At 43.2% G+C, this 24,020-nt stretch carries 26 protein-coding genes; 14 read left to right on the top strand and 12 right to left on the bottom strand.

The features are described 5' to 3' along the window. Positions 1 to 30: 30 nt before the first annotated feature. Entirely contained in the window at positions 31 to 609 is a 579-nt protein-coding gene (gene nfuA / locus GFB48_RS13125) for a Fe-S biogenesis protein NfuA (protein ID WP_163936527.1), read from the bottom strand. A 113-nt stretch (positions 610 to 722) separates the two neighbouring features. Next, positions 723 to 1,451, bottom strand: a complete 729-nt coding sequence (locus GFB48_RS13130; protein ID WP_163936530.1) for a ComF family protein — start codon at positions 1,449 to 1,451, stop codon at positions 723 to 725. Positions 1,452 to 1,468: 17 nt separating this feature from the next. On the opposite strand from GFB48_RS13130, the gene bioH reads away from it, so the two are divergent. From bioH to GFB48_RS13150, 4 genes are all read left to right on the top strand, one after another. Continuing rightward, the gene (bioH, locus tag GFB48_RS13135) at positions 1,469 to 2,209 is read left to right on the top strand and encodes a pimeloyl-ACP methyl ester esterase BioH (protein WP_163936533.1); all 741 of its coding nucleotides are present in this window, start codon (positions 1,469 to 1,471) and stop codon (positions 2,207 to 2,209) included. Next, a complete protein-coding gene (locus GFB48_RS13140; RefSeq protein ID WP_163936536.1) occupies positions 2,188 to 3,075 on the top strand; it encodes an endonuclease/exonuclease/phosphatase family protein in 888 nt (295 codons plus the stop codon). Before bioH ends, GFB48_RS13140 begins: the two co-directional genes overlap by 22 nt. A gap of 7 nt (positions 3,076 to 3,082) precedes the next feature. Then, a complete protein-coding gene (cls, locus tag GFB48_RS13145) occupies positions 3,083 to 4,525 on the top strand; it encodes a cardiolipin synthase (RefSeq protein ID WP_163936539.1) in 1,443 nt (480 codons plus the stop codon). 76 nt (positions 4,526 to 4,601) lie between these two features. Then, positions 4,602 to 5,090: a hypothetical protein gene (locus tag GFB48_RS13150; protein WP_163936542.1), complete on the top strand. Its 489-nt coding sequence runs from the start codon at positions 4,602 to 4,604 to the stop codon at positions 5,088 to 5,090. A 1-nt stretch (position 5,091) separates the two neighbouring features. On the opposite strand, the gene GFB48_RS13155 is transcribed toward GFB48_RS13150, so the two are convergent. Next, on the bottom strand, positions 5,092 to 7,404 hold the full coding sequence (locus tag GFB48_RS13155; protein WP_163936545.1) for a Tex family protein: 2,313 nt from the start codon (positions 7,402 to 7,404) through the stop codon (positions 5,092 to 5,094). A gap of 106 nt (positions 7,405 to 7,510) precedes the next feature. Then, the gene (locus GFB48_RS13160) at positions 7,511 to 7,840 is read right to left on the bottom strand and encodes a potassium channel family protein (protein WP_163936548.1); all 330 of its coding nucleotides are present in this window, start codon (positions 7,838 to 7,840) and stop codon (positions 7,511 to 7,513) included. 123 nt (positions 7,841 to 7,963) lie between these two features. Here GFB48_RS13160 and greB point away from each other — a divergent pair, with 123 nt between their 5' ends. The 10 genes from greB (at position 7,964) to cysQ (ending at position 15,610) form a co-directional block, all read left to right on the top strand. Beyond that, positions 7,964 to 8,440, top strand: a complete 477-nt coding sequence (greB, locus tag GFB48_RS13165; RefSeq protein ID WP_163936551.1) for a transcription elongation factor GreB — start codon at positions 7,964 to 7,966, stop codon at positions 8,438 to 8,440. 160 nt (positions 8,441 to 8,600) lie between these two features. Further along, entirely contained in the window at positions 8,601 to 9,323 is a 723-nt protein-coding gene (gene ompR, locus GFB48_RS13170) for a two-component system response regulator OmpR (RefSeq protein ID WP_163936554.1), read from the top strand. After that, on the top strand, positions 9,323 to 10,657 hold the full coding sequence (envZ, locus tag GFB48_RS13175) for a two-component system sensor histidine kinase EnvZ (protein ID WP_163936557.1): 1,335 nt from the start codon (positions 9,323 to 9,325) through the stop codon (positions 10,655 to 10,657). The genes ompR and envZ overlap by 1 nt, the downstream gene beginning before the upstream one ends. An 11-nt stretch (positions 10,658 to 10,668) precedes the next feature. Next, positions 10,669 to 11,292, top strand: coding sequence for a Yip1 family protein (locus tag GFB48_RS13180; protein WP_163936560.1), 624 nt, complete (start codon positions 10,669 to 10,671; stop codon positions 11,290 to 11,292). 46 nt (positions 11,293 to 11,338) lie between these two features. Then, positions 11,339 to 12,214, top strand: coding sequence for a 23S rRNA (adenine(2030)-N(6))-methyltransferase RlmJ (locus tag GFB48_RS13185; RefSeq protein ID WP_240464875.1), 876 nt, complete (start codon positions 11,339 to 11,341; stop codon positions 12,212 to 12,214). Positions 12,215 to 12,220: 6 nt separating this feature from the next. Next, the gene (locus tag GFB48_RS13190) at positions 12,221 to 12,508 is read left to right on the top strand and encodes a GIY-YIG nuclease family protein (protein ID WP_163936563.1); all 288 of its coding nucleotides are present in this window, start codon (positions 12,221 to 12,223) and stop codon (positions 12,506 to 12,508) included. Positions 12,509 to 12,587: 79 nt separating this feature from the next. Beyond that, positions 12,588 to 12,971: a VOC family protein gene (locus GFB48_RS13195; RefSeq protein WP_163936565.1), complete on the top strand. Its 384-nt coding sequence runs from the start codon at positions 12,588 to 12,590 to the stop codon at positions 12,969 to 12,971. A gap of 60 nt (positions 12,972 to 13,031) precedes the next feature. Continuing rightward, positions 13,032 to 14,111 (top strand): BamA/TamA family outer membrane protein, encoded by a 1,080-nt coding sequence (locus tag GFB48_RS13200; protein WP_163936568.1) that lies wholly within the window; start codon positions 13,032 to 13,034, stop codon positions 14,109 to 14,111. Between the two features lie 110 nt (positions 14,112 to 14,221). Beyond that, a complete protein-coding gene (gene nudE, locus GFB48_RS13205) occupies positions 14,222 to 14,776 on the top strand; it encodes an ADP compounds hydrolase NudE (protein ID WP_163936571.1) in 555 nt (184 codons plus the stop codon). 21 nt (positions 14,777 to 14,797) lie between these two features. After that, complete coding sequence (gene cysQ / locus GFB48_RS13210) at positions 14,798 to 15,610, top strand: 3'(2'),5'-bisphosphate nucleotidase CysQ (protein ID WP_163936574.1); 813 nt, start codon at positions 14,798 to 14,800, stop codon at positions 15,608 to 15,610. A gap of 182 nt (positions 15,611 to 15,792) precedes the next feature. Here cysQ and GFB48_RS13215 read toward each other — a convergent pair whose 3' ends face one another. The 8 genes from GFB48_RS13215 to mpl all read right to left on the bottom strand — a co-directional run bounded on the left by GFB48_RS13215 (position 15,793) and on the right by mpl (position 23,911). After that, positions 15,793 to 18,609 (bottom strand): TonB-dependent receptor, encoded by a 2,817-nt coding sequence (locus tag GFB48_RS13215; RefSeq protein ID WP_240464876.1) that lies wholly within the window; start codon positions 18,607 to 18,609, stop codon positions 15,793 to 15,795. A gap of 150 nt (positions 18,610 to 18,759) precedes the next feature. Then, entirely contained in the window at positions 18,760 to 19,011 is a 252-nt protein-coding gene (locus GFB48_RS13220; RefSeq protein ID WP_163936580.1) for an accessory factor UbiK family protein, read from the bottom strand. Between the two features lie 11 nt (positions 19,012 to 19,022). Next, positions 19,023 to 19,673, bottom strand: a complete 651-nt coding sequence (locus GFB48_RS13225; RefSeq protein WP_163936584.1) for a tRNA (guanosine(46)-N(7))-methyltransferase TrmB — start codon at positions 19,671 to 19,673, stop codon at positions 19,023 to 19,025. Then, positions 19,673 to 20,443: an ABC transporter permease gene (locus GFB48_RS13230; protein ID WP_163936586.1), complete on the bottom strand. Its 771-nt coding sequence runs from the start codon at positions 20,441 to 20,443 to the stop codon at positions 19,673 to 19,675. Before GFB48_RS13230 ends, GFB48_RS13225 begins: the two co-directional genes overlap by 1 nt. Next, the gene (locus GFB48_RS13235) at positions 20,443 to 21,378 is read right to left on the bottom strand and encodes an ABC transporter ATP-binding protein (protein WP_163936589.1); all 936 of its coding nucleotides are present in this window, start codon (positions 21,376 to 21,378) and stop codon (positions 20,443 to 20,445) included. Before GFB48_RS13235 ends, GFB48_RS13230 begins: the two co-directional genes overlap by 1 nt. Before the next feature lie 18 nt (positions 21,379 to 21,396). After that, positions 21,397 to 21,927: a hypoxanthine phosphoribosyltransferase gene (gene hpt / locus GFB48_RS13240; protein WP_163936592.1), complete on the bottom strand. Its 531-nt coding sequence runs from the start codon at positions 21,925 to 21,927 to the stop codon at positions 21,397 to 21,399. Between the two features lie 21 nt (positions 21,928 to 21,948). Next, entirely contained in the window at positions 21,949 to 22,566 is a 618-nt protein-coding gene (locus GFB48_RS13245; protein WP_163936595.1) for a flavin prenyltransferase UbiX, read from the bottom strand. Beyond that, a complete protein-coding gene (gene mpl / locus GFB48_RS13250) occupies positions 22,559 to 23,911 on the bottom strand; it encodes a UDP-N-acetylmuramate:L-alanyl-gamma-D-glutamyl-meso-diaminopimelate ligase (RefSeq protein ID WP_163936597.1) in 1,353 nt (450 codons plus the stop codon). Before mpl ends, GFB48_RS13245 begins: the two co-directional genes overlap by 8 nt. Positions 23,912 to 24,020: the final 109 nt, after the last annotated feature.

Genomic DNA, 24,020 nt, shown 5'->3' on the forward strand with positions numbered 1-24,020 from the left:
GGACAGCGGCCTTAATTTTTTAGCCGTTGGTTACTGGTAAGAATGATCACCATGCTGATGTTCGGTGATATCACGAACACCTGTTAATTCCCCAGGGAATTGTTCCAGTAGTTGCTTTTCAATACCGTTTTTCAGGGTAACATCTACCATTGAACAGCCGTTACAACCACCGCCAAACTGGATAACGGCAACACCGTCCGCGGTGAGTTCCATCAGGCTAATATTGCCATTATGGCTAGCAAGTTGAGGATTAATTTCAGCTTGAATTACGTAGTTAATACGATCAATAAGGGGAGCGTCATCTTCAACCTTACGCATCTTTGCATTCGGCGCTTTTAAGGTCAGTTGCGAACCCATTTGATCGGTTTGTAAGTCGATACTGGCCTCTTCTAAGAAGGGAGCACTTTGCTCATCGACTAAAGCGTTGAAGCCAGAATATTCGATGGTAATATCGGTATCTTCCACAGCGTCAGCGGGGCAATAAGAAACACCACACTCAGCACCTGGAGTACCTGGATTAATTACGAATACTCGAATGTTAGTCCCTTCAGGTTGGTCGGCAAGAAGCTTTGCAAAGTGTTGCTGGGCCGTTTCTGAAATAGCAATCATTTGGGGCGGACTCCAATAAAATATTTAATTTGGTAAATATCCGACTAAATTAGTCAAGTTTTGCCTAATCATACACCTATTCTGATTAATTGAAAATCCCAGAGAGGGTTATTTTAGCGCTTGGCTCGCGCCCAGCAGCAAACAATAGCTTGCTTAAGCCCGAGCGCTTTGGCGGCTTCGTTAATGGTGGCACCAGTGGTATAAACGTCGTCGACTAGGGCGATATTGGCATCAGCAAGATTATGACGGCAATGGAAACTACCCAGTAAATTTCTTTGTCGCTGCTTGTTGTCTAATCCGGCTTGGTCTTGGGTTGGTTTAATTTTAAATAATTTATCATCCACTAATGGGGTGCTAAGTCTGTTTGATAAATCATTGGCAATCACCCAAGCAGGATTAAAGCCTCTGGCTTTTAATTTGTAAATATGACTAGGAATGGGCACTAAACTATTAATTTTAATTTGTGGAAATGCTTGCTTGAAGAGGCGGATTCGTTGTTGTAATAATTGGCATAACACCGGTTGCAGAGCGAGCTGCCAACCACTTTTAAAACTTGGAATTTGTTGCCCTAGGGGACTGTGGTAATGGCAGGCGCTAATGACGATATGCTTTGGTTGGCAACAAGCTGCACACAGCAATGCATTTTTTGAAATCGGTTTATCACAGGATAAGCAATGGGCCCAAGGTTGACAGTATTCGAGGTAACAATATTGGCATAGAGCATACTTTTGCTGATGGGGTTGCTGGCACAACAAGCAGGCCTTAGGTACACTCTTGGCCATTCCTTGCAATAAGCTATGGCCTAGGTTTTGCCATTTTTGGCGCAATTTAGGTAACAGCATAAAAGACACCAAACAAAATGAATAATGAAAAATTACCCTTAGTTCTTATCCATGGATGGGGCATGAATGATAGTGTGTTTAAACACTTATCCAATCAGTATAATGGCCATAAGGTAATCTTGCTTGAATTGCCGGGTCATGGTGATGCACTACCGGTGGAGGCAGAATTTGATTGTTGGTGCCAGCAACTTCAGCAGCAGTTGCCTGAGCGTTGCGTGTTAGCAGGCTGGTCATTAGGCGGGATGTTGGCAATGGCCCTAGCTCAACGCTTGCCTTCTCAGGTTGGCGGCTTAGTTACCATCGCGGCCTCTCCAAGTTTTAGTGAACGTGAGGATTGGCCTGGGATGAGGCCATCGGTGCTGCGTCAATTTGGCAGACAATTAGCGACCGACCACGCGACCACCATAGAACGTTTTATGGCTTTACAAGCTATGGGCAGCAGTTCTGCTAAAGATGATATCCGCTCGTTAAAAAAATCTGTATTAGCTAGGCCACTAGCAGCTCCCATCGCTTTACAGCAAGGGTTAGATTTCCTAGCAAATGTGGATCTGAGACAGCAATTAGCCACTATCGACCAACCTTGGTTAAGGGTCTGGGGCAAACTCGATGGCTTGGTACCTGTGAAAGTGGCCAATAGGTGGCAGCATAATGCTAAAAGTCAGGATTTTATTATTGCTAAAGCGTCTCATGCCCCTTTTGTCTCTCATCAACAGGAATTTGAACAGGGGTTAAGTCAATGGCTGCAAGAGCATTTTTAATCTTAATTTTTGTTTGGTTGGGCAGTGGCTGTGTTGAACCAATAAAGACACCGCAATTGCAATGTTGGCAATCGACATCAATCCAAGAAAATAATACTGGACAATTTACACTATTAAATTGGAATATTTATAAGCAAGCCGATGATCCTAATTGGCAGCAAGGGTATTTAACTCTGTTAAACCAATATGCTGTTGATGTAAGCGCTTTACAAGAAGTCAACTTAGCACCGTTACAGGCGTTTTGGCCACAGGAATATGGGCTGCAATATACACCTAATCTATTGTTATCATCAGGTCAGTTCTCAGGTGTTTTAAATACATCGAAATGGCAATTGTTGCAGGCAAAACCACTTTTGAGTGATGTCTTAGAGCCTATTAGTGCGACCCCTAAGGCAGCCATAATGAGTATATATAAACTTGATAATGAAAATATGTTAAGGGTGATCAACGTACATGCAATTAACTTTGTCTCTGATGCAAGTTATGCCGCACAATTGCAGCAGTTACAGGTGGAATTGTCGATTGCAGAGTTGCCGACTTTGCTAGTAGGTGATTTTAATAGTTGGAGCGATAGCCGACTAATGCTACTTGAGCAGTTAGCCAAGCGGCATCAATTAAAACCATTAGAGTTTGAAAATGACCAACAGATTAAACGCTTCTTAGGAGATAAACTTGATCATATTTTTTATTCGGAACATCTAAAGCCTATAAAAGCATGGGCGTTAGCCCAAGCATGGGGTTCGGATCATAATCCGATGTTAGCCAGATTTGAGTTAATTAAAAAGGTTCAGACACTCGATCAAGTTGCTAAGCAACCAGATTGCAGTGGCCGACAACAAAGACCTAAAAACATACAAGGAAAGTAAAGTTTATATGGATCATTTTTATCAAGTTCTTTCGATAATTATTGTGGGCTTATATTGGTTGCTGGTAGCAACCGTTTCCTTTCGCATAGCGCTTAAGCGGAGGGCCTTTGGAGTCTCAATCGCTTGGTTATTATTAATTTACATTCTTCCTATTGTTGGCGTGGCAGTTTATCTGTTATTTGGTGAGCTTAATCTTGGTCAAATGCGCTCTAAACGAGCATTAAATATGTTTCGTCATTATCGTCGTTGGTTTGAAGATATAAAGCCCAATAGCAAGCAATTGTCAGCTCATGCCCGTCCAATTCATGAACTCAGTTTGCGCAGATTAGGGATCCCAAGTCAGTTTGGCCATGACATCAAACTTTTTAGTGATACGGAGTTAATTTTAAGCGCCTTAATCGACGATATTAATCAGGCACAGACTTCCATCGCGATGGAGTTTTATATTTGGCAACCAGGCGGTCTTGCTGATGAAGTTGCCAGCGCCCTTATAGAGGCCAGTAAACGTGGTGTGAAAATTCGCTTATTGCTTGATGCTGCCGGTTCTAAGGTGTTTTTTAGCACTAAATGGCCAGCTCGTTTTAAAGGCGAAGGTATTGAAGTGGTTAAAGCCTTAGGGGTACATCCTTTGCGGATGTTTATGCGTCGACTGGATTTAAGACAACATCGTAAAATTGTCGTTATTGACGACAAAGTTGCTTATACCGGTTCAATGAATTTAGTGGATGCGCGTTACTTTAAGACGGGTGCTGGTGTGGGGCAGTGGATTGATATCATGGTGCGTATACAAGGCCCAAGTGTACCGGTATTAAGCAGTGTGCAAGCATGGGATTGGGAATTTGAAACCGGTCAACGTTATCTGCAAGAAATTTCTCGCCAGTCATCACAACATTATGAGGATAACTATGCGTTACAAGTTATCCCATCTGGCCATGGTTTGCCTGAAAATGTGATCCAACAAATTTTATTGTTAAATATTCATCATGCGCAAAAATCCATTATATTAACCTCCCCTTATTTTGTACCCAGTGAATCCTTGCTTGAAGCTCTTAAGATGGCAGCCTATCGGGGAGTAAAAGTACAACTGATTGTGCCATTAAAAAATGATTCTCTAATGGTTGGTTGGGCGAGTCGTTCGTATTTTGCCGAATTGCTAGAGGCTGGGGTAGAAATTCATCAGTTTGATGGTGGTTTGTTACATACCAAATCCATGCTTGTTGATGGTGAGCACAGTTTGATTGGAACCGTAAATTTAGATATTCGCTCGCTACGATTAAATTCTGAAGTGTCACTGGCAATTGACTCGCCAGCATTTTGTCAGCAGTTGCATCAACTTTTAGAGAGTTACCTGCAAAGTGCCAAACCGCTGAGCTTAGCTAATTGGCGACAGCGACCGACTTATAAAAAGCTTTTGGAGCAGTTTTTTTATATGTTCGGTCCATTGCTGTAGGGTAAATACTTGTTTGATATTTAAACGATACTGGGTGATAATTGTATGATAATCATACACCTATTGGCCGGTATCTATGTTTTTAGTATCTAATTACCCTCAAGTACCGATAGCGACCTCTTCTGTAGCTGCGGACAGGCTTGCCGTGCAAGCGCAAAAGCCGGTTACCTTCGCCCCTGCTAAAAAATTAGCTAAGACCGCGGCTGAGCAGGCAATAGATCCCAAAAAACAACCAGCTTATAAACAACCGAAATCTAAACAGTGGCTGTGTGCTAATCGTTCGGATGAGCTTGATGACGCATTATCAGATAATCAACCACCAACATTAACTTGGCAGCTAGGTCAGACATTTACCATCATGCACTGGATGAGCTATGCTCGACCAGTTATTGCTCGTAAAGATGTCAAAATTGCCGAATCGTTGCAGCCGGTTCAATATAGTCAATTACCATCACAACCTGTGCAGCGGTGTGTAAATAAAAAAACCGCTGAGCAGGTTGTCAGCGGTCGTTATTTGGCAAGCTCTCTATCAAAAGCTACAGCTAAATTTACTCAATGTGTTTAAGTTACTTTTTTAATTTAGCCAAAGCGTCAGCAAAAGCATTTCCCATAGCGCCGTTTTGACTTGGTTGAGACGGTGCTTTTGCTTGGGTGCGAATAGGTTTACGATCCCTTGGGCTGGCTTGTTTATCCATAGGGCTTGGCGCTTTATCAGTAAGACGCATTGTCAGACTGATACGTTTGCGTGGTGCATCCACTTCCATTACCTTTACTTTTACCACATCACCCGCTTTTACCACTTTAGATGGATCGTCAATGAACTTGTCGCTCAGTGCAGAAATATGCACTAAACCATCTTGATGAACACCGATATCAACAAAGGCACCAAAGTTAGCAACGTTAGTGACCACCCCTTCAAGTATCATTTCTGGATAGAGATCAGCTATGGTATTTACCCCTTCTTTAAATTCAGCGGTTTTGAATTCACCACGAGGGTCGCGACCAGGTTTTTCCAGCTCTTTGAGAATGTCATTAATGGTCGGCAGACCAAAATCTTCAGATACAAAGGCTTTAGCATCAATTTTGCGTAGGTTATCGCGATTACCAATAAGGCTAGCCACATCTAATTGCACGCTTTGGGCCATGGCTTGTACTAATTCATAGGTTTCAGGGTGAACACCAGAGCTATCTAAGGCGTTATCGCCCCCTTGAATGCGTAAAAATCCGGCAGCTTGTTCGTAAGCTTTAGGGCCTAAGCGCGGAACACTCAATAGTTCTTTACGGTTTTTAAAGGCACCATTAAGATCTCGATAGGCAACAATATTATTCGCAAGAGTCTTAGATAGTCCGGCAACACGAGCCAGTAATGGTGCGGATGCCATATTAATTTCGACACCGACACCGTTAACACAATCCTCTACTACGTTATCAAGGGATTGGGCAAGTTGTGATTGACTTACATCATGTTGATATTGACCCACACCTATGGCCTTGGGTTCGATTTTTACTAGCTCAGCCAATGGGTCTTGCAGACGACGGGCAATCGATACCGCACCACGAATTGATACGTCTAAATCTGGGAACTCTTTGGCAGCAAGTTCTGAGGCTGAGTAAACAGAAGCTCCAGCTTCGCTTACCATAATTTTTTGCGCTTTTAACTCTGGTATATCGCTAAGTAATTCACCGGCGAGTTTGTCAGTTTCTCTAGAAGCCGTTCCATTACCCACTGCAATCAATTCGATTTTGTGCATTTTCGCTAACGTTGCCAATGCTCGCTTAGATTTTTCCCATTGATTTTGTGGTGCATGGGGATAAATTGTGGTGTGGGCAACCAGTTTGCCGGTGTTGTCTACACAGGCGACCTTTACCCCAGTTCTAAGGCCGGGATCTAATCCCATGGTCGCCTTGCGGCCCGCAGGAGCGGCCATTAATAAATCGCCTAAGTTACGAGCAAAAACTTTAATGGCTTCAGTTTCAGCATTTTCACGCAATTTGCTAATAAGTTCATTCTCGAGGTGCAAGGCAACTTTGATTCGCCAAGTCCAACTGATCACTGTCGTTAACCATTTATCAGCGGCACGACCTGAAGCGACAATTCCTAGGTGTTCACGGATCAATTGCTCCCCGGCAGCATGTTGCATATTGTCTTGGGCACTAGGATCCGCATTTAAGGCAATAGATAATATGCCTTCATTGCGACCTCGGAGCATGGCTAATGCACGGTGTGAAGGCACTTGGCTTAATGGCTCAGAATGCTCAAAATAATCTCGAAATTTTTCACCAGCCGCCTCTTGGCCAGCGATAACTTTTGCCTCAACGGTCGCTTCTCGCGATAAGTAGTCGCGAACTTTTTGTAATAGGTTGGCATCTTCGGCAAAGCGTTCCATTAAAATATAACGCGCCCCATCTAAGGCTGCTTTAGTATCGTTAATGTCTTGGTCATTATTTAAGAATGCTTGTGCTTCATGTTCCGGATCTAAGGTAGGATCAGCGATAAGCATGTCTGCCAATGGCTCAAGTCCAGCTTCTTTAGCGATTTCCCCTTTGGTACGACGCTTAGGTTTATATGGCAGATATAAATCTTCAAGGCGGTTTTTGGTATCGGCCGCTTCAATAGCTGCTTTTAGCTCGGGGGTAAGCTTATCTTGCTGCTCAATACTTGCCAGGATCACTTGGCGACGATCATTAAGTTCGGTTAAGTAAGTTAAGCGCTCTGCTAAGTTACGTAATTGAGTATCGTCTAAACCACCGGTTTTCTCTTTACGATAGCGGGCGATAAATGGCACGGTAGCCCCTTCATCTAATAGGGCGATAGTCGCTTGTACTTGGCTAGGTTGAACTTGCAGTTCACTAGCAATGATATGAGGGATAGACTGCATCTGGGTCTCTTAATTGAATTTAATATCCTTATGGCTAGCACTTTAGCATAGCGGCAGAATTTGGGAAGACTCAACTGTATAAAAAATCAGTGGTTAGCCGTCGTGTTCAGTTAAGTTGCAGGTCATGATGTATTTTAAAAGCATGGGTTGCTGCCTCAACGGTGATGGCAACAACGACGCCAGTAAACATGATTCCAATTAACGAAATAAATAGGGCGATGATTTTGGTTGTTTTAAGGCTGGGCACTCTATCACCGTATCCAACAGTAAAAGCAGTGATAAATGACCAGTAGAAGGTTTCGAATTTAGGCCATTGTTGTATATGGCCGACAATTTGCCCCAGCAAGCTAATCAGCAACATAAAGGCAACTAATAATGGACTGGACAGCTGCAATGCAACCCACAAGGTCTTGAGGAAATCAATAGTAAAAGCCATGATGGTATTTTTCTTAAGTAAAGTTAATCATTGTTATAACAGTTAGCGTTTGCAGGTCAATGGGTTTAGATAAACAACACTTATTTGCTACTATTGTGCCATCCAATAAGAGGTTTAAAAACGTTGAAAACAAATATTATTACTCGCGAAGGCTTTAACAAGTTAAATAAAGAGCATGATTTTCTTTGGCGTGAGGAGCGTCCTGAAGTGACTAAGAAAGTTGCTTGGGCCGCGAGTTTGGGAGACCGCTCTGAGAATGCCGATTACCAATACAACAAAAAAAGGTTAAGAGAGATCGATCGTCGCGTTCGTTTTTTAAGAAAATATTTAGAAAACGTGAAAGTGGTTGATTACTCACCTCAACAAGATGGCAAGGTGTTCTTTGGGGCTTGGGTAGAAGTAGAAAACGATGATGAAGTCATTAAGCGTTTTCGCATTGTTGGCCCTGAAGAGATATATGGCCGCAAAGACTACATATCGATCGATTCACCGATGGCCAGAGCCTTACTAAAAAAAGAGGTCGATGACGAGGCAGAAGTCCAAACCCCAAGTGGTGTCGTGGTTTGGACTGTCTTGGATATCAGTTATCAAGCCGATTAACCAGTATTGCTCGATTTGCGACAGTATTAAATTCTGTTAACTATATAAAAAATGTAACAATTTTCTAAGCTATTTTGATTGAGCACAACTTTGACTTACGGCTATTGGCGAGTATATTGGTCAATATATGACTTACAAAATCAGCTTTTAAGGAACAATTATGACTCAGGAAACTGCCAAAATCCTAGTGGTCGATGATGATGCAAGGTTAAGAGCTTTACTGGAACGCTATCTTGTAGAGCAAGGTTTCCAAGTGCGAAGCGCTTCAAGTGGCGAGCAAATGGATAGATTATTAGAGCGAGAAAATTTTCATCTTTTAGTTCTAGATTTAATGCTTCCTGGTGAAGATGGCTTATCGATTTGCAAACGTTTGCGCCAAAAGGATGAGCAGCTGCCTATTGTTATGCTGACTGCTAAGGGTGATGAGGTCGATCGAATCATTGGTTTGGAGTTAGGGGCTGACGATTACTTACCTAAACCATTTAATCCCCGTGAATTATTAGCCCGCATCAAGGCAGTAATGCGTCGTCAGGTTAAAGAGGCACCTGGGGCACCTTCCCAACAGCAGCAAGAGATCAGTTTTGGTGATTACACCCTGAATTTAGCCACCCGTGAAATGATTCATGGTGATAACACTATCGCATTAACTAGCGGTGAATTTGCCGTTCTTAAGGTTCTAGTGAAACACCCTCGTGAGCCACTGTCTCGAGATAAGCTAATGAACCTTGCCCGTGGTAGAGATTACTCTGCATTAGAGCGTTCAATTGATGTGCAGGTTTCTCGACTGCGTCGAATGATTGAACAAGATCCATCCAATCCAAGGTATATCCAAACTGTTTGGGGTTTAGGATATGTGTTTATTCCCGATGGCAGTGGTAATTAATGGCATCAAATAAACCTAAAAGCTGGTGGCGAAATTTTTTGCCCCGCAGTGCTTTTGGGCAAACGGCACTATTGATTGGTCTGGTATTGATGATTAATCAAATAGTGTCTTATGTAACCGTTACTCTTTACGTGATTAAACCAAACTATGAACAACTCAATGAATTAATGGGTCGTCAAGTAAATATCTTATTTTCTGAGGAATTGGATTTAGGTTTAGATACGTTAACGTTAACCGTAAGCGATGCCCTTAAAGCAAGGGCAAGACCTGGAGAACTGGAGGTCTTCACTTGGAAAGAAGCCAAACAAGCTGGGTTAATGCAAGCCAGCCGCTACGGTTTTTTATCCCAGCAAATGTCTAAGCAACTCGGTGGCCAAGCTGAAGTTCGAGTGCAAACTGGTGAGCAATACCAAGTATGGATAAATCCCCCTCAGGCGCCAAGTGTATGGTTGAGGATCCCTTTACCAGGCACCAGTGATTCAAATATATCTTTATTAAACCTATATCTAATGCTGATTGGTGCGCTATCAGTATTAGGAGGTTGGTTGTTTGCGCGACAGCAAACAAAACCCTTGAGAAGACTAGAAAAGGCCGCGATAGATGTTTCTTTAGGGCATTATCCTGCCCCTATTCCTTTGTATGGTTCAACTGAGCTTGAACAAGTGACCCGTTCTTTTAATCAGATGTCCAAAAGCATGAAGCAACTTGAACAAGACAGGCAACTATTGATGGCGGGCATCTCTCATGATCTGCGAACGCCATTAACACGGATTAGATTGGCCACAGAAATGATGGTCGAAGAAGATTATTTAAAGGATGGTATTGTTCATGATATTGAAGATATGGATGAGATCATTAATCAATTCATTGCTTATATTCGACTCGATCAAGGAGAGATACTAAGTCAGCATAACCTTAGTGATCTACTGCAGGAAATGGCTCAAGCAGAACAGAATCGTTTTGACCAAATTGAGCTTGATTTGAATACAGTTGCACAGAGTGAGATCTATGAAGTGGCTTTTAAAAGGTTACTTAATAATCTAGTAGAGAATGCTTATCGTTATGGCAATGGTTGGTTAAGGCTTAGTTGTTGGCAAGACGCTGATAGCATCAGCATTAGTATTGAAGATAACGGCCCAGGTATTCCCGAAAAAGATATAGAAGGTCTTTTTGAGCCCTTTGCTAGGGGAGATCAGGCCCGAGGTACGGGTGGTTCTGGACTTGGATTGGCGATAATAAAAAAAATTGCGGCAATGCATAATGCGGTGGTTAAGTTGACTAACAGAGCTGAAGGTGGCATAAAGGCAGAGATAATTATTAGTATCAAAAAATAAGGAAAGAAGTTATGGAACAACAACTTAGGCACCCACTGAAAGAAATTTGGTTTTATCCTCGTGAAGCTATAAAAGCATTGCAACTGAGCGATTACAGTGGCTTTATTATTCCTCTGGCGGTTTTGTCAGGGATCACCCAAGGATTTTCTAATAACTTTGCCAGTGAATACTTTGAATCTTTAACCAGCATGTTGCTGGTTACCCTAATCGTTGCCAGTATTGCGGGCATTATCGGGATATATGTTTCAGCTTGGCTGTTAAGCATGACCGGAAAATGGTTAGGTGGCAAGGCAAGTTTTAATTCTTTGGTAGAGTTATCAGCGTGGGCCAGTCTAATTCAAGTATTAATGTTGCCACTGTTGATTTTACTCATGATTTTAATGGGTAATGGCTACGTTGACTCAGAATATTTGATGGAGAACCCCAGTGGACTGGTAATTACTTTGTTGCTGATATTTAGCCTAGCGAGTATTGTTGTTGGTATTTGGTCATTGGTCGTTATGTGTGTTGGTATCAGTGAATTACAAGGCTTCAGTATTCTTAGAGCGCTGGCAAATATTCTGTTGTTTTTAGTTATTTTTGTGGCAGTGGTGGTTGCTTTAAGTGAGTTCTTCAAGATGTTTAGTCCTTACTAGCCTTTATAGTAAAACTCACATTAGCTACAATAAAGGCATCATTTAGATGCCTTTATTGTTTGGAAAATCTATGCTCAGCTACCGCCACAGCTACCATGCTGGCAACCATGCCGATGTGTTAAAACACGCCACCCAAGTTCTGCTGTTAAATAAGTTTAAACAGAAAAATAAGCCGTTTTGTTATCTCGATACCCATAGTGGCGCGGGTTTGTATTCGTTAGAGTCTGAACAAGCACAAAAAACGGCAGAGTACCAAGGTGGTATCGCCAAATTATGGCCTCTTAAGCAAGAGTTTCCTGAGCTAAGTGATTACTTTGAGGTGATTAGTCACCATAACCCTAATGGTCAGTTGCTGCATTACCCCGGCTCACCTGAGATCGCCCGCTATTTGCTCCGTCAACAGGACAATATGCAGTTAATTGAATTGCATAATAACGAGATTAATGAATTAAGAAACAACCTAGGATTTGATAATAGGGTGCATATCCATCATCGTAATGGCTTTGAGGGCTTAGTGGGATTATTACCACCAACCCCAGCCCGTGGTTTTGTGCTTATTGACCCTTCTTACGAGTTGAAAACCGATTATCAGGCAGTCATTGATGGCGTGCAAAAAGCGTTAAAGCGTTGGCCTAAAGCTGTCATTGCAGTTTGGTACCCAATACTGGCCGAGAAGCGAGATTATTCTGAGTGGTTAGCCTATAAGTTAAGCCAATTAAGCATAAATAACCTACTTCGTGCAGAGTTATCAGTAGAGGCCCAGCAGCTTGAATTTGGCATGCATGGTTCAGGCATGATGATCATTAATGCACCGTGGCAGCTCGATACCCAGCTAGAATCACTGGTGCCTAAATTACTGGATGTACTTGATGCCGACGGTCAAGGCAGTAGCAGAGTAGATTGGGTAGTTGAAGGGGAATAACAGCGAGTGTCTACATGGAGTGTGTATTTGGTTCGCAGTGCTAATAATGCATTATATTGCGGTATTAGCACTAACCCCCAAAGGCGTTTAAGTGAGCATCAATCAAAGCCACAGGGGGCAAAAGCTCTCAAGGGAAAAGGGCCGTTATCCTTGGTTTTTAGTGCTGAGGTGGGTGACCGCTCACAAGCATCAAAGGTGGAATACCAGTTAAAACGTCTGCACAAAACCAGCAAAGAGAAGTTGGTGGCCGAGCCTGCATTATTCCCAGAATACCTCCATAAGTGGCTTGATTAGCAAAGTCTATTAGTTCTGTCTATTTTTTGTTCACTCTGTTAGCTTTAAGTGAGTTATCTAAATCAGCAGAGGGGACAATATGTCTGATTACAATACTGAAAATAACGCCATTGTGTGGGTGGATGTGCCTGTTAAGGATTTGCAGCGAGCGCTAAAGTTTTATGGTGAAGTGCTTAGTGCAGAGACTTCTATTCAAGAGCTTAACGGTGAAACCTTTGGCGTCTTTATGTATGCCAACCAGAATGGTGGCGCATTAGTCATTGAGCCTGAAAAAATAAACCCAGATGCGGGCATGCTTCTATACTTTGGTTGTCATGGGCGTTTGCATGAAGCCATTGCGGCGGTGTCCGCCAATGGGGGTAAAGTATTGACGGAAATTAACAATATTGGTGTACATGGGAACATAGTCACAGTTTTAGATTCTGAAGGGAATAAAATTGCTTTGCATTCATGCAGCCTATAATTAGGGGACGAGTCTCAGGGCTGGTTAGCCCTAAGCCATCATGTAAGGATCCCTACAGTTATGAAACTGCTTCGTTCACTTTTATTGCCCATTTTAGTCACGCCTTTGCTGGCTACAGCCGAAACAGCTGCAACGCCAACCCCTGAAAAAGAAAAGCCAGCGGGCTTTTGGGACAAGTTCTTTATTGCTCCCGTACCGACTTCTTCTCCAAGCCAAGGCAGTGGCTTAGCATTAAATACCATGTACTTGCATGACCGTATTAACAACGACACGCCTGCATCGACCAGTTGGGCTTATACCCAGTATACCGATACCGATAGCTTTATGTTCTTCGGTGGCCACAAGCATTATTTTAAAGATGACAAATGGCGAGCCGAAGGCATGTATGGTTATATCAATTCCCATGTAAAGCATTTCGGTTTTGATAAACCATTGCCTGTGCCATTGCCATACAATGGCAAAACTCAGTTTGTGTTTGGCTCGTTGCAGAAGCAATTTTTTGATAACTGGTACATTGGTGGTCAGTTTACCTATTACCACACCCAAGCTAAGGGGGAGGGGCCTAACCCAGACCAAAATGAAGACTTTGAGCGTCGTATGAAAGGGGAATCTGCGGGTTTTGGTGGTTTGGCCCAGTACGATAGCCGTGATAATCAATTTAACGCCACTAAGGGTTGGAATATCGAGTTTTCAAGCTGGCATTATTTAGAGGCGCTGGGTTCTCAGCATAACTACCATCAGTTATCAGCTAAAGCCTCCCATTATATTGAGCTGCAGCCCAATCATGTACTTGCCTTTAATGGTGCTTACAAGCAACTATTAGGCGATTCACCGGATTATGCCCAAGTGAATGTTGAGATGCGTGGTTTTCAGTGGGAACAATTAAGGGGCAATAGTGCCGCTTGGTTACAATCGGAATACCGTTGGAAGTTCGCTGGTAAATGGACCTGGGTAGGGTTTGCTGGCGTTGCCGGTATCGAGAAAAAGCAAAGTTCATCGGTAAATGACAAAGTCTTTGTCTCTGGTGGCACGGGGATCCGTTATTTATTGAGCGCAAAAGAAAAGTTGAATATTGGTATTGATGTGGCGGCTTCAGAATTTGAACACAGTTTTTATCTAAGAATGGGTGAAGCATTTTAATCAGATGAGCAGTACAAAAATTTTTATATATTGTGTTATTGAGCGCTTCATATTCAATGTGGTTGAGGTACACTTAATATTATCAATATGAGTTAAGTTACTGCTAAATTATGGATAAGCCGTTGCAAAAACCTAAAATTTTGGCTACAGAGTCTGTCGCCAAAAGTCGTTTGTTTAATATAGAACAAGTACATTTAGCCTTTAGTAATGGTGAGCGGCGCATTTATGAAAGAATGCGTGGTAATAACTCTGGTGCGGTGATGATAGTACCTGTTTTAGCTGGTCAAACATGGTTGCTTGCTCGTGAGTATGCCGTTGGTACTGAAAAATATGAGCTTGGATTCCCGAAAGGATTAATTGATCCTGGTGAAACGCCTGTTCAAGCGGCAAACAGAGAATTGCAAGAAGAGCTAGGCTTTGGAGCCAAGCAGTTAATCCCTCTAAAGACTCTTGCTATGGCGCCTGGATTTTTTGGTAGTCAAATGCATATTTTCTTGGCTCTGGATTTGTATCCAAGTAAGTTACCGGGTGATGAGCCCGAGCCTATAGAATGTGTCCATTTTGCGATCGCAGATACAGCAAAGTTATTGGCAGATAGTGATTTTAATGAAGCTCGGTCAGTGGCCGCTTTATTTTTGGCAAAACAAGAGTTAGATAGATCCTAATTTATTGTGGTAGGAGTGGTTATGGATAAAAATCAGCTGATTGAAGGCGCAATAGTAATTGCGAAGGACGCCGCTAAGGCGATCAAGGCAATATATCTAGCGGGTCAATATGATAAGGAAATCAAATCTGACAATACTCCTGTTACCAGTGCCGATCTCGCTGCCCATAAAATTATTGCTGAGGGGTTAGCTAAGCTCTCACCTGATATTCCTGTTTTGTCTGAAGAAGATACCGAGATCCCATTATCTGTGCGAAGCCAATGGCAGCGTTATTGGTTGGTCGATCCATTAGATGGTACTCAAGAATTTATTTCTCGTAGTGGTGATTTTGCTGTGATCATCGCCTTGGTTGAAAAGAATCAACCAGCAATGGGCGTAGTGTATGCGCCAATGACAGATGTTTGCTACTACGCAGTCAAAGGTCAAGGGGCTTTTAAGCGTCAAGCCGACGGTCAAACTAATAGAATTAATAGTACTAGCTTTAAAGTGGATAAGCTTACTGGTCTTCGCTTAGCAGTATCGCGAGTGCAAAAAACCGAATTCCTATTAAGACACTTTAGCCCAGATTTAAAGTATGACCTGATCCCCCTTGGCAGTGCCGCCCTTAAAAGCTGTTTAATTGCCGAAGGTGGTGCTGATTGCTATATGCGTTTGGGGCCAACCGGTGAATGGGATACGGGCGCAACCCAATGTATTGTCGAAGAAGCGGGTGGCCGTATTGCCAACTTTGAACTGCAACCACTAAGTTACAACCAGAGGGAAAGCTTTGAAAACCCGAATTTTGTGGTGATTGGTGAACCAAACTTAGATTGGCAGGATATTATTAAGGCTTAAAACCAGGACACTTCGTTTCGAGAGCGTCACCGGCTGACTGCGAGCTTGGCTCTTGGAGTGCCAAGTAGGCACAATACCGCTGACTGAATACTGTCCGTAATCCAATGAAAAAAGCGACCTCAATGGTCGCTTTTTTGCTGTCAGCGCGAAGCCGTCCAGTAGCCTACCATAGCCGTGCTCGTCTAAAACGCATGATTCACCCCAAAGTAATATTGGCGACCAAAGTATTGGATGGTGCCGGTTTGCTGGGGTTCACCAAAGTAGGTTTTATTCGGCTCGTCGGTAAGGTTATTCACCTGAAATAAGGCTTTTAAACCGTTGTCGAAGGAATAACTGGCCTGATAATCTAAAATGGTTTCCGCTTCAAAATAGGTCAGCTGTGGTTCTACCGCCACCTGCTCCCCTACATAGCTACTGCGGTAACGGGCGCTTAAGCGGGTATCAAAGCCACCATCAGCATAAAATAGGGTACTGTTAAACACATGTTTAGATAACCCAGGAAGCGGGATCAAACGATTGCCACCGGATAAGTCCGTGCTGTATTTCACTTCAGAATCGGAATAGGAATAACTGCCGTTATAACCTAAGTTGCTTAAAAAACTTGGTAAGTAATCAAAGGTATGAGTTAACGCTAATTCGACCCCTTGGATATAGCCACCTTTGGTATTGTTGTAGGCGGTTTGGTATTGCCCGCCTTTTTTTACTACCTGATATTCTTGGCCGTTTTGGGTGATGGTGTCAGGGACATAAATGCCTGCTTGGGTAAAGTCAAAGTTGCGTTCGGTTTTATTTTCAATAAAGGATTTAATATTTTTATAAAACAGCGCTACGGTAGCGGCACCAGAACCATCTCCAAAGTAGTATTCATAGGACAGATCAATTTGGTCGGCATACATAGGATCGAGTAGTGGACTGGTATTCCCCCAGGCGTTATAACAACGCTGGGTATTAGAATCAATAGGGGTATCACCACAATCGGGACTATACCAGGAACCCATACCCGCTTTCATTTTATTGATGGGTGGGCGGGCCATGACGGATGCCGCAGCAAAGCGGATCTGTGAATCATCGGTGATCATAAAATTGAGATTAATGGATGGCAGCACATCGGTATATTTTTTGCCACGCAATATGGGCAGATACTCATCACTGATGACGCCTTTGCCATCTGCAATTGCCACCCCTTTACCTGGGCCCACCTGCTGTAAGCCATCACTGGATTGATCGCTATTGATTACTCTAACCCCAATGTTACCTGTCACAGGTGTATCGCCCCATTCGAAATCTAGGTTTGCTTGAAGATAACCGCTAATCGTTTTTTCTTTTACGCCCCCAGACTGGATCATAGTCCAATTATTTTCCCAATTTTGAGTTGGCATAAACGGTGGTTGTCCGTTAACGGCATTTTGTTGATTGACTAGTGCCACGGCTTGTTGAAAATCAATAGCCGTGAAATCAGGGTAACCACCTAATTCACCTGAAAAATTGACAGTCTTAGCCATGTTTGGCGTCAATTGAAGCACGGGTTGGTTGCTGTTGTTATTGTCAAATTCATTACCATAGCCAGCTTGTGAGCGCTGCGCTTGGTAACTTCTATCGGCATATCTGACACCAAATTCAATGCTGCTCAAATAATTTAAATCGAACTGGTAACTGGCATCAAACTTGGCTGAATAGAGTTCATTTTGTTGGTTGTAAGGCCACATTCCAACTTGTTTTAAACCTAGTGTATTTAGGTTTGTGTAGCTTTCGGTCATGCTTACACTGGCTGGATTAAGACGATTTAATCGATAGCTCACCGATTCCGCGCGGCGAGTTTGATTGGCGAAGTCATCATAAATAACGGCACGAGTGCCCCCGTTTACAAATTCACCATCGGCTTTTGATAGTGCTATATCAAAGCCCACAAGCCAGCGATCGCCGTCATTCCACTCAATATTTAAACCAGCATTGGTAAGTTTAGAGAAGGTGGAACCGTTATCGTTGATATTAAAAATTGAGAAGTTTTGCCCTGGGATAGAGTTAACCGTTCCCCCTGTCATCGAATAGCTGTCGCTGCCCTGGGTAATAATAGGATCAACAATATCGCCATTTTTTAGGTGTTTAACCCTAAAACCTCGGGAAAAGGTTTCTGAATCAAACTTAGAGTAGAAAAAATCGCCGACAATCTTCCAATTATCATTGGGTAGGTAATGCAATGAAGCCATATAGCCGTCGCGAGTTTCCTGGCCCCCTTTTTGTTGTAGCTCAAAGCCCTCGGAAATATTAACTTCTTTACCATCAATGGTGGCTTTTCCATCGTTAAATCTCAGCCCGACAAACTGGTTTGCAACAGAAGGTTGATACAGGTGAGCATAGCCAAGGGAAAATCCGAGGGTTTCTTCTAAGAATTTACCTTGGTAAGCGAAACTGATACGGCGGCCGTACTCGTCAGCGTCACTCACTTGACTGGCTCGGTCGTTATAGCTACCTCTTATGTTGTAACTAAAGTTATGATCTTGTTCTTTGTCTAACGGATTAACCGTTTGCAGCTCAACGGTACCGGCGACGCCACCTTCGATGAGTGAGGCTTTCTGGGATTTATACACCTGTGCCTGATTGATGAGCTCGGAGGGGTATTGGTCAAATTGAATTTCCCGCTTACCACCCGTAGTGACCTGCTCGCGGCCATTGAGTGTGGTTTGAATAAAACTGCCATCTAAACCACGAATGTTCAAGCCGCTGGCTTGGCCACCAGTGCGCACCGCAGTTACCCCTGGCATCCGAGTAAGAGCATCGGCAATGGAAGCATCAGGTAGGGCGCCCATATCATCTGCAGAGATGGCATCAACAACGGTGTCACTGGTGCGCTTTTCATTTAAGGCTTTAAATATACTGCCCCTAAAGCCTTTAACCTCGATAACTTCTACATAGTTCTCATCTTCATTGGCGAAGGTGACGTTTGGGGTTAAACATATGGCGATGAGGGCACTGGTAAGTTGGTTTAAGCGAAAATTCATCAATACTCCCCTTTGAAAGTGCTTATGGGCATAACTGCCACATTAGAATTAACTGTTCAAAAGATAGTAAAGCTCAGGAATTTAGCCAAAAAAAAAGGCTCCTAGAAGGAGCCTATTGCTATGAAAGGGCTTTCATTGGGGTAATATACCCTAGTCTCGCTCTAATTTGGCTTTGAGTGCTGCCAGTTCTTGCTCAAGGGCTTCTACCTTGGCGCGTGTCTTTTGTAGTACTTGCTTTTGCAGTTCAAACTCTTCGCGACTGACAAGATCGAGCTTTTGCAGTTGTTGCTCTAATAGACCTAGTCCTTTTTCTTGAGTATTGTTGGCAAATTGCTTAATGCCCTCAGGCATAGATTCATGCAACTGCTTGGCAAGGCTTTCCAGTTTTTGTGGATTAATCATTATTGTTTACCTTATAAAGTGCATTGAAGTTGCCAAAGTTGTTGACCACTTGCTTGATATTTACGTTCAAATGGCGTGATTGGGTTATCCGTTAGTAGCTCGTTGAACTGACTTTGGTGCCCTGCCAATTCCAACGCCCGCTGGAATTCCTGTAAGTATATCGCCCAATTGCTGCGTAATTCCAGTTTACCACCTAGGGCAATAATACTTGGAAATACCGATGCTCCATGCCAACGCCTTTGCAGGTGTTTCGCCTTTGGCCAAGGGTTGGGATACAACAAGTAATGGTGGCTTGGTTGCCAGCCTGCAGCAACAGCCAAGCGCCAAAAGTCATTTAAGTCCACTCGCGCCAGATAATACTCACCATGTTCTGAACTGGCTTCGTGCTTGCCAAGGCGGTGGGCAGATTTATCCAGACCGATAATCAGCGCCTTAGGGTGGCGTTTACTAAGCTCACGGGTAGATTCACCCACACCGCAGCAAGAATCCAAGATAAGCGGCTTGGTTGACGCTTTTACTACTGCATCGAGCTCGTCAAATGCAGCTTGGGTATGGGTCGATATTGGCTTTTTAAACGGGGTTTGTAAGTGCTTTAATACCACTTCATCCAACTGTTCGTTTAGGCCATTTTGGTTGGTGGTGATCACCCTTGAATCGTTCATTAACTTCTTAACCCTTTCCCGGTTGCGATAAGGTAGTGACAAATAGCGTATAGCACAGCAATAAAGCCAATAATAATAGCCAGTGAGAAAGGTACACTGAAATCTGCAAACCCTAGGAAACCGTATCTAAATGCGTTGATCATGTAGACAATTGGGTTCAGTGACGATACGCCCTGCCAAAATTCAGGCAGTAATGACAGTGAGTAGAATACCCCGCCCAAGTATGTTAATGGTGTTAGCACAAAGGTAGGAATAATACTAATGTCATCAAAGGTCTTAGCATAGATGGCATTTACTAACCCAGCTAAAGCAAATAAAGTGGCGGTTAGTAGTACCGTAATCATGATTAAGGCAACATTATGTATATTGAGATCGATGTACAATAATGAAACACAAGTAACAATCAAACCGATTAAGCAACCACGGGCTACCCCGCCACCCACATAGCCCGCAATAATTACATAGTTAGGCACTGGGGCTACCAATAATTCTTCAACATTACGTTGCAATTTAGCGCTAAAAAATGACGAAGAGACATTGGCATAGGAGTTCGAAATCACCGTCATCATAATCAGGCCAGGTGCGATAAACTCCATGTAGCTTACGCCACCCATAGGGCCGATACGCTCACCAATTAAGGTGCCGAAAATCATAAAGTACAGGGTACTGGTGATTGCTGGTGGCAACAGAGTTTGCGCCCAAATACGGGTGAAACGGTTCCACTCTTTAATAAAAATACTGGTAAAAGCGACCCAGTAATTGGCTTTCATTATGCTTGCTCCTTGCCTTGCTCAACTAGCGATACAAACAGCTCTTCAAGGCGGTTGGCTTTGTTACGCATAGATAATACTTTGATGCCCGCTTGGCTAAGTTGTTCAAAAGCGCCGTTAAGGCCTTCTTCTTTGGCAACATCTACCTCTAGGGTGTGATCATTTACCCAGCGATGGCTGATGTTGCGTAGTGCAAATTGCTCTGCTTGTGGCTCTAAATCCAATACAAATGTTTCAACATTGAGCTTACTGAGTAAGTTTTTCATACTGGTGCATTCAATCAACTTGCCTTGGTCGATAATGCCAATGTTGCGACACAACATCTCAGCTTCTTCGAGGTAGTGAGTCGTTAAAATAATGGTTACCCCTTGACGGTTAATCTTTTGCAGGAAGTCCCACATAGAGCGCCGAAGTTCAATATCTACCCCGGCAGTAGGCTCATCCAAAATTAATAGCTTAGGTTCATGCATGAGCGCGCGGGCAATCATTAAGCGGCGTTTCATTCCACCAGATAGCTCACGGGCGGGGGCATCTTTTTTATGCCATAAATCCAATTGTGTTAAGTACTTTTGAGCACGCTTGTAGGCTTCAGTCCTTGGGATGCCATAATAACCAGCTTGGTTAACCACAATTTGGATTAGGGTTTCATATTGGTTAAAGTTGAACTCTTGAGGAACCAGTCCAATACATTGTTTGGCGGCTTCTAGTTGACGATCAATGTCATGGCCAAATACTTCAATTTTGCCTGAGGTTTTGTTCACCAAGGAAGTGATGATTCCTATGCTGGTGGACTTACCAGCGCCATTTGGACCAAGTAATGCAAAAAAATCACCTTGCTGAACTTCAAGGTCAATGCCTTTAAGGGCTTGGGTACCGCCAGCATAGGTTTTAGTCAGAGCGCTAATGGAAAGCGCCAAATTCGATGAATGAGTCATAATCCCTTAATTTAAATATTATTCAGTCGGAACGACTTTGGCTATGTAAGGTAAGTTGCGATAGCGTTGGGCATAATCAATGCCATAGCCAACCACAAATTCGTCAGGTATCGCAAAACCGACATAGTCTACAGGTACTTCAACTTCACGGCGAGAAGGCTTATCGAGTAAAGTCACGATTTTTACGCTATTAGGAGCGCGCATTTGAAATATTTCACAGACCTTTGAAAGCGTATTGCCAGTATCGATAATGTCTTCCACAATCAAGACATCACGGCCATTAATATCACTTTCAACATCTTTGAGGATTTTCACATCTCGGCTTGATTCCATTGATGTGCCGTAGCTTGAAACAGACATAAAATCGAGTTCAATATCGCCATTTAAGCGACGACATAAATCTGCCATCAGGGTGACCGAACCTTTTAAAAGGGCGACCATTAAAATTCCCTTGGAATTGGCATAGTCTTTATTGATTTGCTTTGCTAGTTCATCAACGCGCTGTAAAATTTCAGCTTCGCTGATCATGGTTTCGATAGTATGTTGCATAAAGTACTCGCTTAAATACAGTTACTTAGGGTTATAACCCCAAGGTTGCATAAGTTGTTGTTTGATGCCCAGATGATCCATGATCCTTGCAACAACAAAATCCACAATATCGTCAATGGTTTGTGGGTTATGATAAAAACCAGGGGACGCAGGCATAATCGTTGCGCCCATTTTGGTCAGCGTTAGCATATGTTCTAGGTGAATGGCGTTATAAGGCATTTCCCTTGGAACTAAAATAAGCTGCCCTCGCTCTTTCAGTATTACGTCGGCCGCTCGTTCAATAAGGTTATTACTCATGCCTGTTGCTATGGCCGCCAGTGAACCAGTAGAGCAAGGGCAAACAACCATCGCCTTAGGGGCCGATGAGCCAGAAGCTACTGGAGAAAACCAGTCATCTTTGCCGTAGACCTTTAACTGCTCTGGTTGGGCATTATAGTGCTCAAGTAATTGCTCGGTTGCTTTTTCTGGCGCAGCGCTGAGGCCCAGACCATGTTCAGCTTTTAGAACTACCCTAGCCGCTGCCGAAACCATGAGTAATACCCTATAATCCGCCGCTAAAAGCTGACCTACCAATTTTAGACCATAAGGGGCTCCCGAGGCACCTGTCCAGGCCACACTTATGACATTATTTTTAGGCATTTATTTCCTCAAGCGCTTTGGGTAAAGACTGTGCTAAGCCACCAAAACCACCATTACTCATAATGATGGCGCAGTCACCTGATTTTAGTAGATTTAGCGCATGATTTTTTAAATCTTCAATTTTTTCAAATATCTTTATCTGATTTGAGCAGTTGGCCATTGCTTGCTCAAGGCTCCAGCTAATATCTTGCGGTTGATACATAAGTACGACATCAGCTTGTTGTAAAGCCTTAGCTAAGGTGTTCTTGTGAGTACCTTTTTTCATGGTAGCACTTCGAGGTTCAACAATAGCAATAATACGCTTACCTGGACGCTGTTTTTTTACACCGTCAAGGGTAAGCTCGATAGCCGTTGGGTGATGGGCAAAATCATCGTACAGTTCGATATCGTTTGCTTGATAGAGCAACTCTAAACGGCGTTTGGGGGCATCAAACAGGGCTAAAGCTTCACCTGCATGGCCGGCTTCCACGCCTACATGGCGGGCTGCCATCATGGCCATTAGCGCATTTTGTTGATTGTGTTCGCCCAGTAATGGCCAAGTAAACTCGGTTTGTTTTTGATCTTGGTTAAATAGGCTTAGCTGACCGGGATGCTCAGCTTTGGTATGCCATGAATCTGCACCCACCATAAGTTGTTCAGACCAGCAACCCATATCCAGCACTTGCTTAATACTCTCTACATCCTGGGGATAGATCACTTGACCCATACCTGCAACGGTACGAATAAGGTGGTGGAACTGGGTTTGAATGGCGGCTAAGTCTTTAAAAATATCCGCATGATCAAACTCTAGGTTATTAATCACTAGGGTTTTAGGGCGGTAATGGACAAACTTAGAACGTTTATCAAAAAAGGCACTGTCGTATTCGTCGGCTTCTACTACAAAAAACTGACTCTCACCTAAACGGGCAGAAACCCCGAAGTTTTGCGGTACGCCACCAATAAGAAACCCAGGCTGATAACCGTTGTGCTCTAAAATCCAGGCTAACATACTAGCAGTGGTAGTTTTACCATGGGTGCCAGAGACGGCTAGTACCCACTTGTCTTTCAGAATATGTTTGGCTAAAAACTCGGGACCACTGACATAATTGAGATTTTGATTAAGGACTGCCTCAACACAAGGGTTACCTCTGCTCATGGCATTGCCAATCACCACAATATCAGGTTGTGGATTCAGCTGTTCGGGATCGAACCCTTGAATAAGCTCTATCCCCTGTTGCTCAAGCTGAGTACTCATTGGGGGGTATACATTGGCATCACTGCCGGTCACCTTATAGCCCATCTGTTTAGCTAAAACGGCAATACCACCCATAAAAGTGCCACAAATCCCTAGGATATGAATGTGCATAACTGTATGAAAACCTTGTATTGTTATTATGTGCTTATTGTACCTTTATATAGAATAAATATTAAGCTGAGCTGAATAATTGAGGCAATTTACTTGGCTAAAACCATTT

Source organism: Paraferrimonas sp. SM1919, assembly GCF_010993985.1.
In the GTDB taxonomy this organism is placed as follows: domain Bacteria; phylum Pseudomonadota; class Gammaproteobacteria; order Enterobacterales; family Shewanellaceae; genus SM1919.

Excerpts from the sequence above, each read along its gene's own strand:
- nfuA (WP_163936527.1), bottom strand. The coding sequence starts at position 609 with ATGATTGCTATTTCAGAAACGGCCCAGCAACACTTTGCAAAGCTTCTT.
- GFB48_RS13130 (WP_163936530.1), bottom strand. The coding sequence starts at position 1,451 with ATGCTGTTACCTAAATTGCGCCAAAAATGGCAAAACCTAGGCCATAGC.
- bioH (WP_163936533.1), top strand. The coding sequence starts at position 1,469 with ATGAATAATGAAAAATTACCCTTAGTTCTTATCCATGGATGGGGCATG.
- GFB48_RS13140 (WP_163936536.1), top strand. The coding sequence starts at position 2,188 with ATGGCTGCAAGAGCATTTTTAATCTTAATTTTTGTTTGGTTGGGCAGT.
- cls (WP_163936539.1), top strand. The coding sequence starts at position 3,083 with ATGGATCATTTTTATCAAGTTCTTTCGATAATTATTGTGGGCTTATAT.
- GFB48_RS13150 (WP_163936542.1), top strand. The coding sequence starts at position 4,602 with ATGTTTTTAGTATCTAATTACCCTCAAGTACCGATAGCGACCTCTTCT.
- GFB48_RS13155 (WP_163936545.1), bottom strand. The coding sequence starts at position 7,404 with ATGCAGTCTATCCCTCATATCATTGCTAGTGAACTGCAAGTTCAACCT.
- GFB48_RS13160 (WP_163936548.1), bottom strand. The coding sequence starts at position 7,840 with ATGGCTTTTACTATTGATTTCCTCAAGACCTTGTGGGTTGCATTGCAG.
- ompR (WP_163936554.1), top strand. The coding sequence starts at position 8,601 with ATGACTCAGGAAACTGCCAAAATCCTAGTGGTCGATGATGATGCAAGG.
- envZ (WP_163936557.1), top strand. The coding sequence starts at position 9,323 with ATGGCATCAAATAAACCTAAAAGCTGGTGGCGAAATTTTTTGCCCCGC.
- GFB48_RS13180 (WP_163936560.1), top strand. The coding sequence starts at position 10,669 with ATGGAACAACAACTTAGGCACCCACTGAAAGAAATTTGGTTTTATCCT.
- GFB48_RS13185 (WP_240464875.1), top strand. The coding sequence starts at position 11,339 with ATGCCTTTATTGTTTGGAAAATCTATGCTCAGCTACCGCCACAGCTAC.
- GFB48_RS13195 (WP_163936565.1), top strand. The coding sequence starts at position 12,588 with ATGTCTGATTACAATACTGAAAATAACGCCATTGTGTGGGTGGATGTG.
- GFB48_RS13200 (WP_163936568.1), top strand. The coding sequence starts at position 13,032 with ATGAAACTGCTTCGTTCACTTTTATTGCCCATTTTAGTCACGCCTTTG.
- nudE (WP_163936571.1), top strand. The coding sequence starts at position 14,222 with ATGGATAAGCCGTTGCAAAAACCTAAAATTTTGGCTACAGAGTCTGTC.
- cysQ (WP_163936574.1), top strand. The coding sequence starts at position 14,798 with ATGGATAAAAATCAGCTGATTGAAGGCGCAATAGTAATTGCGAAGGAC.
- GFB48_RS13215 (WP_240464876.1), bottom strand. The coding sequence starts at position 18,609 with ATGAATTTTCGCTTAAACCAACTTACCAGTGCCCTCATCGCCATATGT.
- GFB48_RS13220 (WP_163936580.1), bottom strand. The coding sequence starts at position 19,011 with ATGATTAATCCACAAAAACTGGAAAGCCTTGCCAAGCAGTTGCATGAA.
- GFB48_RS13225 (WP_163936584.1), bottom strand. The coding sequence starts at position 19,673 with ATGAACGATTCAAGGGTGATCACCACCAACCAAAATGGCCTAAACGAA.
- GFB48_RS13230 (WP_163936586.1), bottom strand. The coding sequence starts at position 20,443 with ATGAAAGCCAATTACTGGGTCGCTTTTACCAGTATTTTTATTAAAGAG.
- GFB48_RS13235 (WP_163936589.1), bottom strand. The coding sequence starts at position 21,378 with ATGACTCATTCATCGAATTTGGCGCTTTCCATTAGCGCTCTGACTAAA.
- hpt (WP_163936592.1), bottom strand. The coding sequence starts at position 21,927 with ATGCAACATACTATCGAAACCATGATCAGCGAAGCTGAAATTTTACAG.
- GFB48_RS13245 (WP_163936595.1), bottom strand. The coding sequence starts at position 22,566 with ATGCCTAAAAATAATGTCATAAGTGTGGCCTGGACAGGTGCCTCGGGA.
- mpl (WP_163936597.1), bottom strand. The coding sequence starts at position 23,911 with ATGCACATTCATATCCTAGGGATTTGTGGCACTTTTATGGGTGGTATT.